General features: G+C 33.2%; 11 protein-coding genes. 9 read left to right on the top strand and 2 right to left on the bottom strand.

What is annotated here, in order from left to right; translation table 11 throughout:
* The first annotated feature begins 53 nt into the window (after positions 1–53).
* Together gldJ and AC3IPI_RS02705 are read left to right on the top strand one after the other, a co-directional pair.
* Positions 54–1,742 carry a gliding motility lipoprotein GldJ gene (gene gldJ, locus AC3IPI_RS02710; RefSeq protein WP_039111810.1) on the top strand — a complete coding sequence of 563 codons (1,689 nt, stop codon included), beginning with the start codon at positions 54–56 and terminating at the stop codon, positions 1,740–1,742.
* Between the two features lie 65 nt (positions 1,743–1,807).
* Positions 1,808–3,091, top strand: a complete 1,284-nt coding sequence (locus AC3IPI_RS02705) for a UDP-N-acetylmuramoyl-tripeptide--D-alanyl-D-alanine ligase (protein ID WP_489156967.1) — start codon at positions 1,808–1,810, stop codon at positions 3,089–3,091.
* A 235-nt stretch (positions 3,092–3,326) separates the two neighbouring features.
* On the opposite strand, the gene AC3IPI_RS02700 is transcribed toward AC3IPI_RS02705, so the two are convergent.
* Both AC3IPI_RS02700 and AC3IPI_RS02695 read right to left on the bottom strand, forming a co-directional pair.
* A complete protein-coding gene (locus AC3IPI_RS02700) occupies positions 3,327–4,775 on the bottom strand; it encodes an IS1182 family transposase (protein ID WP_489156965.1) in 1,449 nt (482 codons plus the stop codon).
* Positions 4,776–4,912: 137 nt separating this feature from the next.
* Positions 4,913–7,783: a triple tyrosine motif-containing protein gene (locus AC3IPI_RS02695; protein WP_489156963.1), complete on the bottom strand. Its 2,871-nt coding sequence runs from the start codon at positions 7,781–7,783 to the stop codon at positions 4,913–4,915.
* 349 nt (positions 7,784–8,132) lie between these two features.
* On the opposite strand from AC3IPI_RS02695, the gene AC3IPI_RS02690 reads away from it, so the two are divergent.
* The 7 genes from AC3IPI_RS02690 (at position 8,133) to AC3IPI_RS02660 (ending at position 20,173) form a co-directional block, all read left to right on the top strand.
* The gene (locus AC3IPI_RS02690; RefSeq protein WP_489156961.1) at positions 8,133–11,294 is read left to right on the top strand and encodes a SusC/RagA family TonB-linked outer membrane protein; all 3,162 of its coding nucleotides are present in this window, start codon (positions 8,133–8,135) and stop codon (positions 11,292–11,294) included.
* Positions 11,295–11,308: 14 nt separating this feature from the next.
* On the top strand, positions 11,309–12,829 hold the full coding sequence (locus AC3IPI_RS02685; RefSeq protein ID WP_082001763.1) for a RagB/SusD family nutrient uptake outer membrane protein: 1,521 nt from the start codon (positions 11,309–11,311) through the stop codon (positions 12,827–12,829).
* 11 nt (positions 12,830–12,840) lie between these two features.
* The gene (locus AC3IPI_RS02680) at positions 12,841–13,719 is read left to right on the top strand and encodes a hypothetical protein (RefSeq protein ID WP_489156958.1); all 879 of its coding nucleotides are present in this window, start codon (positions 12,841–12,843) and stop codon (positions 13,717–13,719) included.
* Between the two features lie 150 nt (positions 13,720–13,869).
* A complete protein-coding gene (locus tag AC3IPI_RS02675; protein ID WP_489156956.1) occupies positions 13,870–15,324 on the top strand; it encodes a glycoside hydrolase family 30 protein in 1,455 nt (484 codons plus the stop codon).
* Positions 15,325–15,402: 78 nt separating this feature from the next.
* The gene (locus AC3IPI_RS02670) at positions 15,403–16,887 is read left to right on the top strand and encodes a glycoside hydrolase family 30 protein (RefSeq protein ID WP_489156954.1); all 1,485 of its coding nucleotides are present in this window, start codon (positions 15,403–15,405) and stop codon (positions 16,885–16,887) included.
* A gap of 21 nt (positions 16,888–16,908) precedes the next feature.
* Positions 16,909–18,384 carry a glycoside hydrolase family 30 protein gene (locus AC3IPI_RS02665; protein ID WP_489156952.1) on the top strand — a complete coding sequence of 492 codons (1,476 nt, stop codon included), beginning with the start codon at positions 16,909–16,911 and terminating at the stop codon, positions 18,382–18,384.
* Between the two features lie 46 nt (positions 18,385–18,430).
* Positions 18,431–20,173, top strand: coding sequence for a cellulase family glycosylhydrolase (locus AC3IPI_RS02660; protein WP_489156950.1), 1,743 nt, complete (start codon positions 18,431–18,433; stop codon positions 20,171–20,173).
* Positions 20,174–20,226 lie beyond the last annotated feature (53 nt).

The following is a 20,226-nucleotide window of genomic DNA, read 5'->3' as shown; positions in this document are numbered from 1 at the left end:
AATTAATTTTAATTATTATATTGCAGCACCTAAATTATTACCTACTAAAGAGTATGAAAGTAAACAAAATTATGGCCTTACAGTTAATGTTATCTATGACATTGGTTCTGGGAATGGCTAGCTGTAGTAAAAAATCTAGTTCGAGTGCATCAAGAGCTACGGGTTGGGACGTTAATAGTATTAATGGAACGGCACAAAATGTTTCTAACAAAAAACAACAAGCAGGACCTGGATTAGTTTTTGTAGAAGGAGGAACGTTTACCATGGGTAAGGTTCAGGATGATGTAATGCATGATTGGAACAATACTCCAACGCAACAACACGTACAGTCTTTTTATATGGATGAGACTGAGGTGACTAACATGATGTACTTAGAATACCTTGAGTGGTTGAAAAAAGTATTTCCACCAACAGAAGAAAATTACAAACATATATATGAAGGAGCTTCGCCAGATACTTTAGTTTGGAGAAATCGTTTAGGTTATAATGAAACTATGACCAATAACTACTTAAGACATCCTGCATATGCCAACTATCCTGTAGTAGGTGTGAACTGGATTCAAGCAGTTGAGTTTAGTAAATGGAGAACTAACCGTGTAAACGAAGCAGTTCTTGAAAAAAATGGATACCTTAAAAAAGGTGCTAAAACAGATGATGTTAATGCTGAAAGCAACTTTAATACTGAAACATATTTAATCGCTCCTACATCTACATTTGGAGGAAACGAAGAAATTGTTTTAAAAGAAGGTAAAAAAGTAAGAAGAACTAAAAAAGGAGATGCTGCTGAAGAGCCTAAAAATGTTTATGCACAGCGTTCTTCTGGAATTATCTTACCAGAATATAGATTACCAACTGAGGCAGAGTGGGAATATGCTGCTGCTGCAGATGTTGGACAAAGAGAATACAACATTTATAAAGGACAAAAGAAATACCCTTGGTCTGGAGATTATACTCGTTCTGGAAAAAGAGCAACAAGAGGTGATCAATTGGCTAACTTTAAACAAGGTAATGGAGATTACGGAGGTATAGCTGGATGGTCTGATGACGGTGCAGATATTACAAATGAAGTGAAAAAATATCCTGCAAACGATTTTGGATTGTATGATATGGCTGGAAACGTAGCCGAATGGGTTGCCGATGTTTACAGACCTCTTATCGATAATGAAGCAAATGACTTTAACTACTTTAGAGGTAACTTGTATGCTAAGAATAAAATTGGCAAAGACGGTAAAGTAGAAATCGTTACTAAAGAAACTATCAAATATGATACTTTAAGCAATGGTAAAATTGTAGCAAGAAATTTCCCTGGAGATATTGCACAAGTACCTGTTGATGAGCAAGAGACTTATTTGAGACAAAACTTCTCTACAAGTGATAATATCAATTATAGAGATGGAGATAAGCAATCATCTAAATATTATGATTTCGGAGCTTCAGAAGAAGAGCAAACTGCTGCTGATAAAGCAAAACAAGCAATGTACAATTCTCCTAAGCATAATGTTACCACAGATAGTTTAGGTAACATGGTTAGAAAATATGATAAGTCTAGCAAAAGAACAACTTTAGTAAATGATAATGTTAGAGTTTACAAAGGAGGTTCTTGGAGAGATAGAGCATATTGGTTAGATCCAGCTCAAAGAAGATATTTCCCTCAAGATATGGCAACTGATTACATTGGTTTCAGATGTGCAATGTCAAGAGTAGGACCTAAATCTGAAAAAAGAAAATCACCTAGAAATTAAGAAATTTAATAATAGTAATAAAAGCCCTTTGATTAGGGCTTTTATTGTTTTAAATCTGTTTTAAAATGGATATTGCTCACATTCATAATTTGTTTTTACAATGCCAGTCAGTTTCGACAGATACTCGTAAAATTGAATTAAATTCAATGTTTTTTGCTATAAAAGGAGATAATTTTGATGCAAATACATTCGCAGAAGAGGCTTTGCAAAAAGGAGCGTTATTTGTAGTTATCGATAATGCATCTTACTTTATTGATCAAAGAACTATTTTGGTCGAAAACAGTTTGATTGCATTACAAGAATTAGCAAAATTTCACCGTGCTTATTTACAATTGCCTATTATTGCTTTGACAGGAAGTAATGGGAAAACGACAACCAAGGAGCTGATTAATGTTGTGCTTTCTAAAAAGTACAATACTAAAGCAACTGTTGGAAATTTAAACAATCATATTGGTGTTCCTTTAACGCTATTGACGTTTACTAAAGAAACTGAAATTGGAATTGTAGAAATGGGAGCTAATCATAAAAAAGAAATAGAGTTTTTATGCGAATTAGCTCAGCCGGATTTTGGATATGTGACCAATTTTGGGAAAGCACATCTTGAAGGTTTTGGAGGGATTTTGGGAGTTATAGAAGGGAAAAGTGAATTGTATACTTATCTTTCTGCTCATGATAAAGTTGCGTTTGTCAATCTGGATGATTCTATTCAGGTAGAAAAAACAAGTGCGATAAAGAAATTTTCATTCGGATATAAAAATACTAGTGGTGATGTTGTTATAAGCACCATTACAGCAAATCCTTTTGTGGTTTTAGGTTTTGGCAATGAAACTATTACTTCGCATTTAATTGGACTGTATAATGCCAATAACATAAGTGCAGCACTGGGAATAGGAAAGTATTTTAAGATAGAAGATTCTGCTATAAAAGAGGCTTTAGAGAGTTATATACCCGAGAATAATCGTTCGCAATTATTAGTAAAGGGAACTAACGAAATTATTTTGGATGCATACAATGCAAACCCAAGTAGTATGGCTGTTGCAATCGAGAATTTCATTCAATTAGAGAAGCAAAATAAAGTCATGATTTTGGGAGATATGTTTGAGCTTGGTTCAGAAAGTGATCAAGAACATAAGTTTATTGTAACATCACTTTTGAATGAGAATAAAACAAATTGTTATTTCATAGGACCTTCTTTCTTTAAGCATAAAGCTGATAAAGAGAATTTCCATTTCTTTGATTCGTTTGACGCTTTTGCTACTTATTTAGGAACTATAGCTTTTAATGAGCAAACAATACTTATTAAAGGGTCTAGAGGTATGGCTCTGGAAAGAGTTTTAAATTTTATTTAAAAAATATCTTTAAACTATAACAAAAAACCATCCGATGTATCGAGGGCACTGAAAAACATCACTTATTTTGATTGGGATTGTTTTTAGACAATAAAAAAACGCTTATAACAGGACTTCTAAATATCTGTTATAGGCGTTTTTCATTTTTAAACTATTTTTTAATTTAAGCTATATGAGTCTATTTTTGATTTACATAAGAGGCATTTTTGATAAGGCACATTTAGTTTGTAATTTCCTATATTAATTTGAGTATTCTTTTTAAGTTGACCGTAAAAATAGCTATTGCGCCTTGCATTTGCATATTGGTAATGCCATACGATATAGCTCTATCATAACCATGTACATTTTTTAACTCACTGTTTTTGGCTTCTATTTTGTATCGGTGTTTTGCTTTCTCTTTATAGTAGTCGGTTTCTTGAAAAGCAAGCTGTTCTTGGTGTAATTCAGATTTTATTGATACTGAATATGTTTTTGTCTTGGCTCCCTCTTTGTAACATCCCTCTTTTAAAGGGCATAACTTGCATTTTTCAACATCAAAATAATAGGTTTGTACTTGATTTTTTCCAACATTTTTTTTCCCTTGTTTCGATTTTCGGATAGCCATATGCCCCGCAGGACATACAAATCTATCAGCATCTTTATTGTAATCAAATTTATCTTCTTCTTTTCTAGCTCCCTGACCTATTGTGATATTTAGTTTGGCTACCACTTTAATATTTTGAGCGTTTGCACGCTTTAGGTTTTCTGTTCCTGTATAGGCTCCATCTCCAATAATAGTATCTACATCAATTCCGTTTTCTTGGCTAATCTCTAAAAGTTTCGGTAATTCCGGTCCATCTCCTTTTTCGCCTGAAGTCACTACAGCTGCTGTAATGATGCGCTCTTGGGTCATCGCTAAATGAGTCTTGTATCCAAAAAAAGAGCTCTCGGCAGATTTATGACCTGTTTTAGCATCTGTATCTTTTGATAAAGTAAAATTTTCCTGAGTATCTTCTATAGTTTCTTTAAGCAGATTTAGCTTTTCTTTCACAGCTGGTATAGAACTCAAAGACTGTTCTTTCTCTATACGTTTTTCGAGCTCTTTACAATAGGCTAATTCTTTTTCTAATTCATTGGTATTGTTCTTCTCGGGCATATGCTCTTTGAATTGGTCATCAAATAAATATACTGTTCTTCGTAGAAGTTTAGAGCGCTCTCTTAATACATCAATTGCTGCAAATGGATTTGATCTTGATAAAGTGTGTGTAGCATCAACTATAATAGACCTGGATCTGATGATTCCCTTTTCGACGGCTATAGATACTGTTTTGCCAATGAGTAGATTTAATAAGTCCGTATCCTTCAGGCGAAGTTTACGAAATTTCGTTAAAGAACTTGGATTAATAACACTCTCCTCTGGTGTCATTTCTAAGAAATACTTAAAAGACATATCAAAACGTGAACGTTCTACTACATCAACATCCGAGACATCATAAATTGTTTTTAGAAGTAAATACTTAAACATACGCACTGGGCTTTCTGCTGTGCGACCATTAGTGGTGCAATATTTATTTAGCAACTCATCGTAGATGAATGAGAAGTCGATGAGTTCGTTGATTTTTCTAAGGAGATTATCCTTAGGAACGATTAAATCATACAATGAAGAATAGGGGCTAAACTGAATTTGCTGCTGCTGAATTAACATCTAAAAGGCCTTATGATTACACTGAAAAGATACAAAAAAAAAGGAGCAGAAAACTTTTAGTTTCTACTCCTTTTAATTAACAATTATTCATGAAAAGGACTTTTTCAGTGCCCTCGATGTATCGGATGGTTTTTTGTTTAAATACTCATTAAGAATCCTATAAGGTTTTCTTTTTTGTTTAATTCTAGTTTTTTTCTTAATCTATAACGAGCAAGTTCAACTCCTCCATTTGAGATGTTCATGATTTCTGCAATTTCTTTAGTCGACATATTCATCAATAAATAAGTTGCTAAATCTAGTTCTCTAGGTGAAATTTTTGGGTATTTTTCTTTTAAGCGTTTCAGGAATTCAAAATGGACATTCTTTATATGCTTTTCTAAATCTTTCCAGCTTTTATCTGTATTTACTTCTTTAACGATACTTTTGTTGAGTTTGTTGAATTGAAATTTAGTAGACTCGTCAAATGTTTCAATGTCAATTTCTTTCAGTTTATGTATAATTCCGTTTAGGATTTTGTTCTTTTTTACTACTTGCAAAGAATTATTAACTAGTTCTTTGTCTTTTGTAAGTATTTTTATTTGTAGTTTGTCATTTTTTAATTTTTCAATTTCCTTTTCTAATTGATATTGTTCTTGCCTTATTTTAGATTCTTTTTCTAAGTAAAGTCTTCGTTGTTCGATTGTCTCGTAATATTTATTTTTTCTAATCTTCATTTTTATGCGATAGGAGATAGAGTAAATAGCAACCAATACAAGCATAAAATAAAATATATAAGCAAGAATATGTCTGTACCAAGGTGGTGAAATGGTAAAAGGGATGACATCAACCTCAGATTGTATCCCGTAACTATTTCTCACTTTAACTCTCATTTTGTAATTGCCTTCTCTTAAATTGGTATATTCCTTTACTGAAATTGTTGACCAATTACTCCATTTTTCATCAAAAGGATCTAATTGATAAGAGTATTCTACATTTTCAAGATTCTCATAAGTAGGAGATGAGAAAGTGAATTTTACATGATTTGACGCATATGGAATTAAATATTTTTCCGAAATTTTCTTCTGATTTCCGAATGTCAAGGTATCATTTGTAAAAGTAAAAGTTCGGATGAATACGTTTGGTTTGGTTACAATGTTATTTATTAATTGAGAATCATAATGCGCCAGACCATCTGTTAATCCGATAAAAATATTTTGAGGATCAATAGTGTTAACCGAAAGATAGTTGGTTACTAAGTTTCCTGTTAAGTTTGAAAATGGGGCAACGACATTTGTGTAATTTCCATCTGGAGATTTAACTAGTTCTCCCAAAGATTCATTAAATACGTACCAAAGATTTCCTTTTGAATCTTCATAAAGAGAATTTATTACGGGTAAATCTTTAAAAACGGCAGTCATTTTTTTATCCTTATAGAAAACTTCTTGTTCTTTAGAATATTTATAAAAATGATTATTTGTTTGAAAATAAACGCTGTTATTTATTTTTTGAATACTTCCAATGCCTTTCTCTTTTGATAAATTGTGAATTATTTTTATTGATTTGAATTTTTTTAAATCATCAGATAATTTCATTTGATATAAAAATTCATCTTTTTTTAACCATAAATAGTCATTGTCTAGCTCGAATAAAATAGAAGATTTATTAAATCCTGCAATTTGATTTCTAAACTCTAAACCATTTGCAGTTTTTTCAAACAATGCAAATCCATTATAGTTTGATCCTACTACAAAATTTGGATGGTTGGGGACTGTTCTAAAACCGAAATAACCATTCTTATCCAATAGTTTTACAGCCTTATTTCCTTTTATAATTATTGCGCCTCTATTGTTGGCACATATTAATTCGTTACCAATAACCTGAATATTCCATGTTTGCGTATTTGTTCCTTCTACAAGCGAGAAAGCCCCTTCTTTAAAAGCAGTATTCCAAGCATGGTAAAAAACACCTTGATTTGTTGCTACATATAAATACCCATCATGAATTACAGAAGCATATACGGTACTAATATCATAACTAAAGCCAAAGTATGTAAATGGAGAACTTTCATTGATAAATGCAATCCCATTATCTAGCCCAAGCCAAAGATTGTTTTTGCTATCTATAAAAGAAGTAAGTACGGTATTGTTTTGTAAGCCCTTTTTGCGGTCAATATGTTGAATAATTTTTCCGTTTAGGTCGGATATGATAATACCGTTTAAAACGGAATTTAATACAATGAATTTGTCTTTGATAGAAACACCTCCTAATGAACTATTTTTTTTGATAAAAGCATTGGCTTCAGTGTTCCAAGGAGTCAGTGTTTGATTACTATAGATAAAAAGTCCATTTTCTAAAGTTGCTATCAAGAGTTCATTGTTAGGCATTTTAAACATTGCCCAGACTTCGGTGTTGTTTAATGTTGTCGTACCTTTTAAAGGATATAATTTCCCGTCTTTATATATTAGTATTCCTAATGAATTGTCTTGAACATAGATAGTGTTGTCAATTTGAAAAGAAAACTGAAAACGTTTGGGAGCTTCTATTGTTTTAAGTTTATTGTCTTTAAAGATATAAATTCTGGCAAAAGATTGAAAAATTACCTCATCCTTAACAATATGTATTCTCCATACAAAATCTAATTCTTGAGCGCTTTTTGATTTGATGAGTTTTGATAAAGAGGTATATTTTAATTTTCCTTTAGAGTCGGCATCAAAATAGCCGAGTTCTTTATAGCCACCTACATATATTCTGTGAGAATTATCAACTTTTACTGATCGTACCGATGTTGAGTTGGGTAAGAGGTACTTGGTCCATGATGAACCATCAAATTGTATAAGGCCGCTATTGTTGGCAAAATATAAATTTCCATTCTCATCTTGATCAATACTCCAGTTTTGAGTTGCTCCTTTGTATTCTGCCCGTTTATAGTTTCGGATGTCTGGAACTCCGATATTTTTAACTTGTGCTGATAATAGGATCGAAAAGAATAAAAAACAAACGGTTATGATGTTAAATCTTGTAAAATTCATAATTACATTATAATAGGCTCAACGATTTACTTAGCTTTTACGTGGCTTTAAAATCCTTAAAATATTAGACTTAATATTGTTTTGGTTTTGAAAAAACACCTTGTAAAAGCTAAAGTAATCGATTTATATAGAATGTAGTGTTTATTTTAATTTTATATTTTTTTTAAATACCATAATTTAATTTTTAAAACAATGTAAAACAGTTAATTATATTTTTTTTGATGTGTTTTTGACTAGTGTTAATTTTGATTTTGATGTGTTTTTGTAGTGATTATTAATTGCGTATACTTAAAAAAACTTATTATTATTGTTGCGAATTACTAATTAATTAACCAAAATTTTTAGAAAAATGAAATTAACAAAATTACTTATTTTTTGTTTTTCATCTATTCTATTCTCAGTTTATGCTCAAGCGCAAGACGTTACAGTAAACGGAATAGTTAATGATGAAAGTGGTATGCCAGTACCAGGAGCATCTGTTTTAATAAAAGGAACGGGGAAAGGGACATCTTCTGACTTTGATGGGAAGTTTCAACTTCAGGCACCTTCTAATGGTGTTTTAACAATTACGTTTATAGGTTATGCAACTATTAATGAACCAATAAATGGTAGAAATAAAATAGTTGTACAATTACGTCCAGAATCACAAACGTTAAATGAGGTTGTTGTTGTAGGATATGGTACTCAAAAGAAAAGTGTAGTTACAGGAGCAATTTCTAAAGTAAAATCTTCGGATATCGAAAACTTACCGATATCCAGAGTTGAACAAACTTTACAAGGAAGGGTTTCTGGAGTTACTGTTGCTGCGAGTTCTGGACAACCAGGATCAGCATCTACGATTCGTGTGCGTGGTATAACTACTCTGGGAAACAATGACCCGTTATGGGTTGTAGATGGTGTAGTGGTTGATGCTGGTGGCATTGGGTATTTAAATCAGTCTGATGTTGCATCTATCGAGGTATTAAAAGATGCGGCTTCTCAAGCAATTTACGGAGCAAGAGCTGCAGCTGGGGTAATTATTGTTACTACCAAAAAAGGGAAATCAGGAAAAATGAGTGTTAGCTATAATGGCTATACAGGTTTTTCTTCGGCAGCAAGAAAACTAGATCTTTTAAATGCGACTGAATATGCTACTTTAAGAAATGAGAAGTATGCAAACGGATATGCTAAAAAATCTCCAACAGATACTTTTGCATTGCCTTTTCAAGATCCTAATGCATTAGGTGCAGGTACAGATTGGCAATCGGTTATTTTTAATGATAGTGCAGCACGTATTGGTCAAGAGTTAAGTTTATCAGGAGGAAATGATGTATCTACTTTTTATGCCTCTTTTGGTCTTTTGGATCAGGAGGGTATTGTAACAACAGATATTTCTAATTATAACAGAAAAAACATTCGTTTAAACTCTACTCACAAAATATCTAAATGGGTAACTTTTGGTCAGACATTAGGTTTTTCCAGAGAGAAAACGATGGGGATAGGAAACACAAATAGTGAGTTTGGAGGACCATTAAGTTCTGCAATAAATTTAGATCCGATTACTCCTGCTATCGTAACAGACCCAGGGATGGCTGCATTGCCTCCTTATTCTGTCGGTATTGATGGTCATGGTAAAGGAATTTTAAGAGATCCTTACGGAAATCCATATGGTGTTTCGACTATGGTTACACAAGAAATGTCTAATCCATTGGCTTATACTCAAACTAGATTAGGAAATTACAACTGGTCAGATAATTTTGTTGGAAATGCTTACTTAGAAATTGAGCCAATAAAAGGATTAAAATTCAGAACTACATTAGGAGGTAAACTTGCTTATTGGGGTGTTGAAAGCTTTACACCAGTTGCATATTTAAACTCAACTAATATGACACAAGTAAATAACCTTTATAGAGAAACAAATAAAGGTTTTGGATGGAATATAGAGAATACTGCTTCTTATACAAAAAGTATAGGTGATCATAATTTTAGCGTATTAGTAGGTCAGGGAGCTTATGTAGATAACAGAAATAGTGGTACAAAAATTACATATACTAATTTACCAGTAGATAATCATGATGATGCCTCTTTTAATTTTGACCTTCCAAAAGATCAAATAAATGCTACAGCAACTACAGGAAATGAGCACAGAGTAACTTCTTTATTCTCTAGATTAACTTATGATTTTAAAGAAAAATATTTAGTAACAGGTATTATTCGTAGAGATGGATCTTCAAGATTTGGAGCAAATAATAAATATGGAACTTTCCCTTCATTCTCATTAGGATGGGTTCCATCAAAAGAAGCATTTTGGGTTGAAAACAAAGTAGTAAACCAATTGAAATTTAGAGGTGGTTACGGTGTAACTGGTAATGATAATATTGGAGATTTTAAATATCTGGCAACTGTAGGAGATGGTCGTAACTATACTATAGGGACATCTGGATCTGTAACTATTGGTAACAGCCCGAATGCACCTTCAAATCCAGATTTAAAATGGGAAGAAACTAGCCAGACAAATATTGGTTTAGATGCTACTATTTTTTCTGATTTCAGTTTATCTGTAGACTGGTATATTAAAAAAACTACAGGAATCCTTCAGGAAATTATGTTACCAGGTTATGTTGGTTCAGGAAATCCAACTGGAAACGTTGCTGATATGCAAAATAAAGGTGTCGATTTAGAATTAGGATACCGTAAAAAATTAGGACAGGTTAATATGTCTTTAAGTGCAAACGTATCTTATCTGGAAAATGAAGTAACATATTTAGGACGTGGAGTTGATTTTCTTGCAACAGGAGAGCAATTTAAAGCGATGACATATGATATTACAAGAACTCAAGTTGGGCAGCCTTATGGATCTTTCTACGGATTTAAGACAGCAGGAATTTTCCAAAACCAAAACGAGATTAATGCTTATAAAAATGCTGCAGGAGGATTAATTCAACCAGATGCTAAACCCGGAGATTTCCGTTGGCAAGACATTAATGGAGATGGTCAAATTAATTCAGATGACAGAACAAATATTGGTAGCCCAATACCAAAATACACTTTTGGATTTACGGTAAATCTAGATTATAAAAATTTCGATTTAATGATTTTTACGCAAGGAGCTGCTGGAAATAAAATTTTCCAAGGATTACGTAGGTTAGATATTGAAAACTCTAATTACCAAACCACTGCTTTAAGTCGTTGGACAGGAGAAGGTACATCTAATACGTACCCAAGATTAACATCTGATGATACAAACAAAAACTTTAATAACCCTTCTGATTTTTATCTTGAAAAAGGAGATTACGTAAGAATAAAAACAATTCAGATAGGATATTCATTGCCAGTTAAGACTATTGGACAAATTGGTTTAGAAAAAACCAGAGTTTATTTAACAGGAGAGAACTTATTGACTTTTACTAAGTATACTGGATATGATCCTGAAATTGGAGCAAATAGCGCTACAGGAAATGTTATGGGTATAGATAGAGGTATTTATCCTCAAGCCAGAACTATAATGTTGGGAGTTAATTTACAATTTTAATAAAAACGAGAATCATGAAACTAAAAAATATAAAATATTCACTTGTTGTTTGCGGAGTACTTTTTACTGTCCTGTCGTGCGGTGAGGATTTTTTAACTGTAGAACCAAAAGGAACTGTTCTAGAGGATAAATATTACCAAAATGAAAGCCAGGCTTATGCAGGATTAGTAGCTGTTTATGATATACTTGGTAAGCAGTCTAAAGGATTTGAAAACATGATCTGTATGCTAAATGCAGGTTCAGATGATTTTAATGCAGCAGGTGGTGGTGCTACAGATGGTGCCGGAATACACGCATTTGGAGATTATTCACTTAGTCAATCAACAATCCCAGGTAGTTTTTGGGGAGATTTTTATCAAGGGATTTTTAGAGCAAACGTATTGCTTGAAAAATTACCAGCGGTACCAATGGATGAAGCTAAAAAAGCAAGATTTGCAGCTGAAACAAAAGCGTTACGTGCTTATTATTATTTTGAATTGGTTCGTACTTTCAGAAATATCCCATTGATATTAGAGCCATTAAAAACACCAGATATTTTTAATGTAGTTCAAGCGACACCAGAAGCGGTATACGCACAGATTGAAAAAGATTTAAAAGAATCACTTCCTGGATTACCTGTTATAATTACAAATAAGGGAGATGAAGCAGGACGTTTATCTCAGGGTGCAGCAAAGGCATTGTTAGGGAAAGTTTATTTATACGAAGGGAAAAATGCATTATCAGCAGCAGAATTTGCTGATGTAAATGGTACTCCAGGTGGTACAAGTATGTACGGATATAAATTGGTAGCTGATTTTGCAGATTTATGGAAGATAAGCAACAAGTTTAATTCAGAATCGATTATTGAAATTGTACATACTGATAAAAGTAATGCCGATTGGGGCTTTTGGGGTGGAGGAAAAGATGAAGGAAACTCTGTTTGTATTATGGTAGGACCTAGAGGATACAATAGGTCAGAAAATTCTACAGCACCAGATTATGTTTCGGGATGGAGTTTTAGTACCGTAAGACAAAGTTTATATGATGTGCTAAAAGGAGATCCTCGTTTTGATGCTACTATTCTTGATATGAAAGCATTGAAAGCTGCTAAACAAGCAGATTGGGCTCCTAATTATGATGATACAGGTTATTTCCTTAAAAAATTCATGCCATTAAATTCCGATACATCTACAGGTAGTGGATCAACAGCTTTAAATTACAAACAAGATGTTTACGCGATCCGTTTAGCAGATACATATTTAATGGAAGCCGAAGCATTAGGTGGTACAGGAACAAGAGCGCAAGCTTTACTAGATGCTGTAAGAGCACGTGTAGGTTTAGGATCAACTCCGGTTTCTTTGGATGCAATTGCGTTAGAAAGAAGAAAAGAATTAGCTGGAGAAGGACACCGTTGGTTCGATTTAGTAAGAACAGGAAAAGCTGCTGCTGCATTGGCATCTAAAGGATTTCAAGCAGGTAAAAATGAAATTTGGCCAATTCCTTTTAAAGAATTAGAAAACACTAAAATTGTTCAGAACCCTAATTATAACGATTAAATAAAGATCATATGAATTTAAATATAATTTTTAAAAAGACTATATACCTAATGTTTGTTTTAGGAACACTAACAAGTTGTGAACCTGATGCACCAGGAGCTGGCAACGGATTAACTGTTGCAAGTGTAGATCCTTCATTTACAATTACCCCGGTAGAAGGAAAGAATAATACATATTTATTAGTATCAGGTACAGACAATGTGCTGAATTCTTACTGGAAAGTAGGCAAGGCAGAGTTTTATGGAAAAATGAATTTGGAGATTTTTTTGCCAGATAAAGGAACGTATAAAGTAGTGCATACTGCTGTAGGCCGTGGAGGAACTACTGATTTTGCTACCAAAGAAATTATTATTGCTGCAAATGATCCTGACAGAGGAAATTTAGTTAAAGGAACCAGTTTCTTAGATGCTGCTGACCAAGCACAATGGACCAACTTGCACCTTAATACTAACGGATTAGCCGCATGGACTTTCACTCCGGGATTTGCAACTATAAACGCAAGTGGAAACACCTCTAATCAGGAAGGAATTTATCAGGAAATAGATGTTGTAGCAGGTAAAGAATATATAATAGATATGCAGGTATCTGCAAAAAGCGGATCTCCGGATTTTTGGTTTGAAGTATATGCTGGAAAAACAGTTCCAACTTCTGGAGTTGTATATACAGACAACAAAGTTATGGGATTAAGCTCTGAAGACGGTTGCGGGAAAGGAGCATTTGATGGAAAACTATCTGCTGTAGGATGTGTAAAAAATAGTGTTACAGACAAAGTAGGTAATGTTGTAAAGTTTACAGAAACGGGTAAAGTCTATTTAGTAATAAGAGCTGGTGGTAACGGATTTACTCCAACTGGAATAACAATTACAGAAGTAGAGTTTAGAGGAAAATAATTAAGAATTGAGTTAAATAAGTTTAAGTTAGGTTGTAGAATAGCCCATATTCTTTATGACTATGGGCTATTTTTAAACTACTTAGACATTAAAGCTATGTTTTATAGACATTGAAAATGTTGTTAGAATTTGCACATTAAAAATTAAATAATGAAAAAAAACAGCTATAAGATTCTTTGCTTATTATTTACGTTGACGGCTTTTTCGCAGCAGCAAAAAAACAAGCAAGAGTTTACCACAAATGGAAAAAAAATTGCAGTTTACACAACAGCAGATAATTCAAAATTAAGAATAACACCAACAGATAATCTAGTTTTTTCGGCATCAAAACAACCATTAGAAACTGAAATATCGGTTTTTGTAGAACCTAAAAAAACTTTTCAAACCTTTATGGGAATTGGCGGAGCAATTACAGATGCAAGTGCAGAGGTTTTTGCCAAATTATCAAAAGAAAAGCAAGCAGAATTTTTAAAAGCGTACTACGATACCAAAACAGGAATAGGCTATTCATTGCTAAGAACCACAATACACAGTTCTGATTTTAGCAGTGGAAGCTATACTTATATCGAAGAAGGAGATAAAGATTTAAAAACTTTTAATATTGATCATGACAGGCAATATCGCATACCAATGATTAAAGAAGCGATGAAAACCGCTAATAATAATCTGGTATTATATGTCGCTCCCTGGAGTCCGCCAGCATTTATGAAAAGTAATAAAGACATGCTAAAAGGTGGTACACTATTACCAGAATACAATCAGGCTTGGGCAGATTATTATGTAAAATTTATAAAAGCTTACGAAAAAGAAGGAATGCCTATTTGGGGAACATCGGTTCAGAACGAACCAATGGCAACGCAAACATGGGAATCTTGCATTTACTCTGCAGAAGCAGAAAGAGATTTTATAAAAAACTTCCTGGGGCCAACAATGAAAAAAGCAGGCTTGGGAGATAAAAAAATTATTGCTTGGGATCATAATCGTGATTTAATGAACCAAAGAGCCAATGTAATTTATTCCGACCCAGAAGCTTCTAAATATGTTTGGGGAATGGGGTTTCATTGGTACGAAACATGGACAGGCGGAGCGCCAATGTTTGATAATGTAAAACAAGTGTACCAAGCCTATCCAGATAAAAAATTAATGTTTACCGAAGGTTGTATCGAAAAATTTGATGCTGCGAAATATCAATTTTGGCCAAATGCCGAAAGATATGGAATTTCTATGATTAATGATTTTAATAACGGTACGGTTGCCTGGACAGATTGGAATATTCTTTTAGATCAAAATGGTGGGCCAAATCATGTGGGGAATTTTTGTTTTTCGCCAATTCATGCCGACACCAATACAGGTGAATTAATTTATACACCATCGTATTATTATATTGGGCATTTCTCAAAATTTATTCGACCGAATGCAAAAAGAGTAAGTACAGCAGTAAGCAGAAGCTCTTTGTTAAGTACATCATTTCTTAATACTGATGGTAAAATGATTACAGTTGTAATGAACCAAACCGATGTAAGTGTGACTTATAATTTAATTATAGCATCAGAGAAAACGGTTGTTACAATACCAGCTCGCGCAATTCAAACTTTAGTCTATTAATTATAATAAAAGCCAAGAGTTAAATATGTTCAGTCATTTTTAATTCTTGGTTTTATTTAAAAACAACAAACTACTTAGATGAACAACACTATAAAACTGATAAAAAATATTTCACCAATACTGATAACGGTTTTTACATTAAGCTGTTCATCATCAAATGTCACAGACAAAAAATCAAAAAACGAACACAATCAAAATCATCAAAAAATTGAAATCTTTACAACAGCCGAGAATACAAATTTTAAATTATCCAAAACAGCTAATTTAATTCTCGCTTCTGCAAATGAGAATTCAAACAATACAATCTCAATTACAGTAAATCCTCAAAAAACAGATCAAACCTTTTTAGGAATCGGAGGAGCAATTACAGATGCAAGTGCCGAGGTTTTTGCTAAATTAAGTACTAAGAAACAACAAGAATTTCTTAATGCTTATTATGATAAAGACAAAGGAATAGGTTATTCATTGGCAAGAACAACAATACATAGTTCCGATTTTAGTAGTGGTAGTTATACCTATATACAAGAAGGAGATAAAGATTTAAAAACCTTTAGCGTTGAGCATGACCGTAAATATCGTATTCCGTTATTAAAAAAAGCGATCGCAACAGCAGGAGGAAAATTAACACTTTTTGCCAGTCCGTGGAGTCCTCCGGCATTTATGAAAAGCAATAATAACATGCTAAGAGGAGGTACATTACTACCAGAATATGCGCAATCATGGGCTAATTATTATGTGAAATTTATTCGGGAATACGAAAAAGAAGGTATTCCTATTTGGGGATTGTCTATTCAAAATGAACCAATGGCAAGCCAGAGTTGGGAATCTTGTATTTATAGCCCAGAAGCCGAAAGAGATTTTTTAAGAGATTATCTAGGACCAACAATGACAAAAGAAGGATTAGAATCTAAAAATATTATAATCTGGGATCATAACCGTGGTGAAATGTTAGAGCAAAGAGCTCGCCTTGTTTTTTCAGATTCCGAAGTTTCAAAATATGCTTGGGGAATAGGATTTCATTGGTATGAAACCTGGGCAGGAGGACCGCCTAAATTTGAATCCGTTGGTGATGTACATGCCGCTTACCCAAATAAAAACTTATTATTTACCGAAGGTTGTAATGAAAAATTCGACGCTGCAAAATATCAATTTTGGGGAAATGCAGAACGATACGGAATTAATATGATTAATGATTTTAATAACGGAACAGTTGGCTGGACAGATTGGAATATCCTTTTGGATCAGAACGGAGGTCCAAATCACGTAGGTAATTTTTGCTTTGCCCCGATTCATGCTAATACAAATACTGATGAATTAATATACACACCGATGTATTATTATATAGGACACTTTTCAAAATTCATTCGTCCTAATGCCAAAAGAATCATAACCGAAATAAGTACAGATGCTTTATTGAGTACATCATTTATTAATACAGATGGAAAAATTGCAACAGTAGTAATGAACAAAAGTGATAAAGAGATAACATATAATTTAATACTTGCATCCGAGAAAAAGACAATTACGATTCCAGCACATGCAATGCAAACTTTGGTTTATTAAGAAATTATAAAAAGAAATAAAATGAAACAGTATTTAAGTAAGATTATAAAAGTTGCATTTTTTGCTGCACTAGTCGTATTGCAGGTAAAATGCTCTTCATCTAGCGATACTGTCGATCCTGCTCCAAAACCACCAGTAAAACCAGATCCGCCCACTGTTGTTACTAATGATGTAGATTTTTGGTTAACCAAAGGGGATCAGACAGTATTGCTTACCAAACAAAATGGAGTTCTTGGGTTTAATACCACAGCAAATTCATATACAAATATTGAAGTAAACGAAGCTCAAAAATACCAAACCATCGATGGATTTGGATATACCTTAACAGGAGGAAGTGCACAGGTAATTAATCAATTAACTACCCAGAAAAAAAATGATTTATTGCAGGAATTATTTGGCTTGACCGAAACTTCTATTTCAATAAATTATATAAGAATAAGTATTGGAGCATCCGATTTAAACGAGAAAGCATTTACTTATAATGATTTACCAAAAGGTGATACTGATCTTGATTTGGTTAGGTTTAGTTTAGACCTTGATAAAAATGGAGTAATTGCACTTTTAAAAGAAATTCTGGCAATTAATCCAAACATTAAGATATTGGCAACGCCTTGGTCAGCGCCACTTTGGATGAAAGACAAAGATAGTTTTGTTGGCGGAAGTTTGCAAACTCAATATTATGATGTGTATGCAAAATACTTTGTAAAATACATTCAGCAAATGAAAAATGAAGGGATAACAATTGACGCTGTTACTCCGCAAAACGAACCCTTGCATGGCGGTAATAACCCGAGTATGGTTATGACAGCTTTAGAGCAAACAAATTTCATCAAAAACAATTTAGGCCCAGCATTTAAGGCAGCTAATCTTACAACCAAGATCATTGCTTACGATCATAATTGCGATAATACACAATATGCTATGGCGATTTTAGGAGATCCTATTGCAAGTCCTTTTGTAGATGGATCGGCATTTCATTTATATGCAGGAAATATTAATGCACTTTCGACAGTTTATAATGCTTTTCCAAATAAAAATCTGTATTTCACTGAGCAATTTACCTCTTCGACAGGCGATTTTAAAGGCGATTTAAAGTGGCATCTTAAAAATGTAATTATTGGTTCAATGCGCAATTGGAGCAAGAATGCATTAGAGTGGAACTTGGCTAATAATGGTTCTTTTGAGCCACATACACAAGGAGGTTGTAATACGTGTAAAGGAGCATTAACGGTAAATTCTAGCGATAGCTTTAATCGTAACGTAGCCTATTATATTATAGCTCACGCTTCTAAATTTGTTCCAGTAGGTTCCATAAGAATTTCTAGTAATATAAGTGGGAATTTGCAAAATGTAGCTTTTATAACCCCAACTGGAAAAAAAATATTGATAGTAGAAAACGATGGCGATACAACTGAGATATTCAATATAAAATTTAATGGTAAGTGGGTTACAACCTCATTAGATGGAGGCTCTGTAGGAACTTATACTTGGAAATAATAAACAATAAGATTTGATCTAGAGTTTATATAAATAAAATAGATATATGAGAAAAATAGTTTTGCCATTACTTGTATTGTTTTCATTGACCTCTTTTGGTCAAGGGTTTTTGCACCAAAACGGACAAAATATTGTAGATGGAAAAGGTAAAAATATAGTATTAAGAGGATTAGGATTAGGAGGATGGATGGTTCAGGAAGGATACATGATTCAGACCGAACCATTTGCAAGTCCGCAATATGTGATAAAACAAAAAATTACAGATTTAATCGGAGCCGAAAAAACCGAAAAGTTTTATGAAGCATATAGAGCCAACGGAATAACCAAAAGAGATGTTGACTCATTAGCAGCTTGGGGATTTAACTCCATACGTTTGCCAATGCATTATAATTTATATACACCGCCAATAGAAACAGAGAAGAATGGTGAAATTACTTGGATAGAAGAAGGTTTTACAATGACCGACAACTTACTAAAATGGTGTGCCGAAAATAAAATGTACCTCATTTTAGACCTTCATGCTGCTCCTGGTGGACAAGGAAAAGATGCCGCAATTTCGGACTATGATACTACTAAACCATCTCTTTGGGAAAGCGAAACCAATCGTAAAAAAATGACCGAATTATGGAAAAAATTAGCGTTGCGTTATAAAGACAATCCATGGATTGGAGCTTATGATATTATAAATGAACCCAATTGGAATTTTACAGGAACAAATAAAAATGGTTGTGATGAAAATTCGAATGCGCCTTTGCGTGAGCTTTTAGTTTCTATTACAAAAGCAATTCGCGAAGTCGATAAAAACCACATGATTATTATTGAAGGAAATTGTTGGGGAAATAATTATAACGGAATGTTTCCGCTATGGGATGATAACATGGCAATGAGTTTTCATAAATATTGGAATTACAATACCACAGCATCAATCCAGAAAATGCTAGATTATAGAAAACAATATAATGTACCAATCTGGATGGGAGAAGGTGGAGAAAACTCTAATGTTTGGTTTAAAGATGCTATTTCATTATTCGAAACAAATAATATAGGTTGGGCATTTTGGCCAATGAAAAAAATCGAAAATATTGCAGGAATTGCTTCAGTTACCAAAACACCCGAATACGAAAAGTTGCGTTTATACTGGAAAGATGGAGGCGAAAAACCAAGCCCAGATTTTGCAGAAAAAGCATTGATGCAATTAGCCGAGAATTTTAAGTTAGAGAATACCACAATAAAGGCAGATGTACTTGACGCAATGTTTCGTCAAGTACAAACAAATGAAACAAAAAGTTATAAAAAACGAGTTTTGCCGACAAAAATATTTGCAACCGAATATGACTTGGGAACAAACGGATTTGCATATTCTGATAAAGATTTTGTGAATTATCGTGTAGAAACTGGAACATTCGAAGAATGGAACAAAGGGAAAACAATGCGAAATGACGGAGTTGATATTCTGCCCTGCAAAGACGATTTCTCAAATGGATATCAGGTATCATTTATCGAAAATGCTGAATGGTTACAATTTACAGCAACAAGCAAATCGGCAGCAACGTATGATGTAGCCATTAGATACTCAAGCGAAAAAGTAGAAGGTAAATTACATTTAGAGAACGAAACAGGAAAAATCTCAGAGACAATTACTCTTCCAGCAACAGGAAATGATACAACTTGGAGAACAATTATACTCTCGGGCGTAAAGCTGAAAAAAGGAGAAAACAAAATTAAAGTTGTTTTTGATAAAGGAGGATTTAATTTGAATTACATGGATTTTGCAACTACAAAGAAGTAAGTTGTTAAAAAAACGTAAAGTAAAACCTATAATAGTGTTTGTAATTAATATTT

The sequence above is a fragment of the Flavobacterium sp. GL_143 genome, assembly GCF_057834355.1.
The sequence above is the reverse complement of the archived record's forward strand: the minus strand, read 5'-3'. Positions and strand labels throughout refer to the sequence as shown.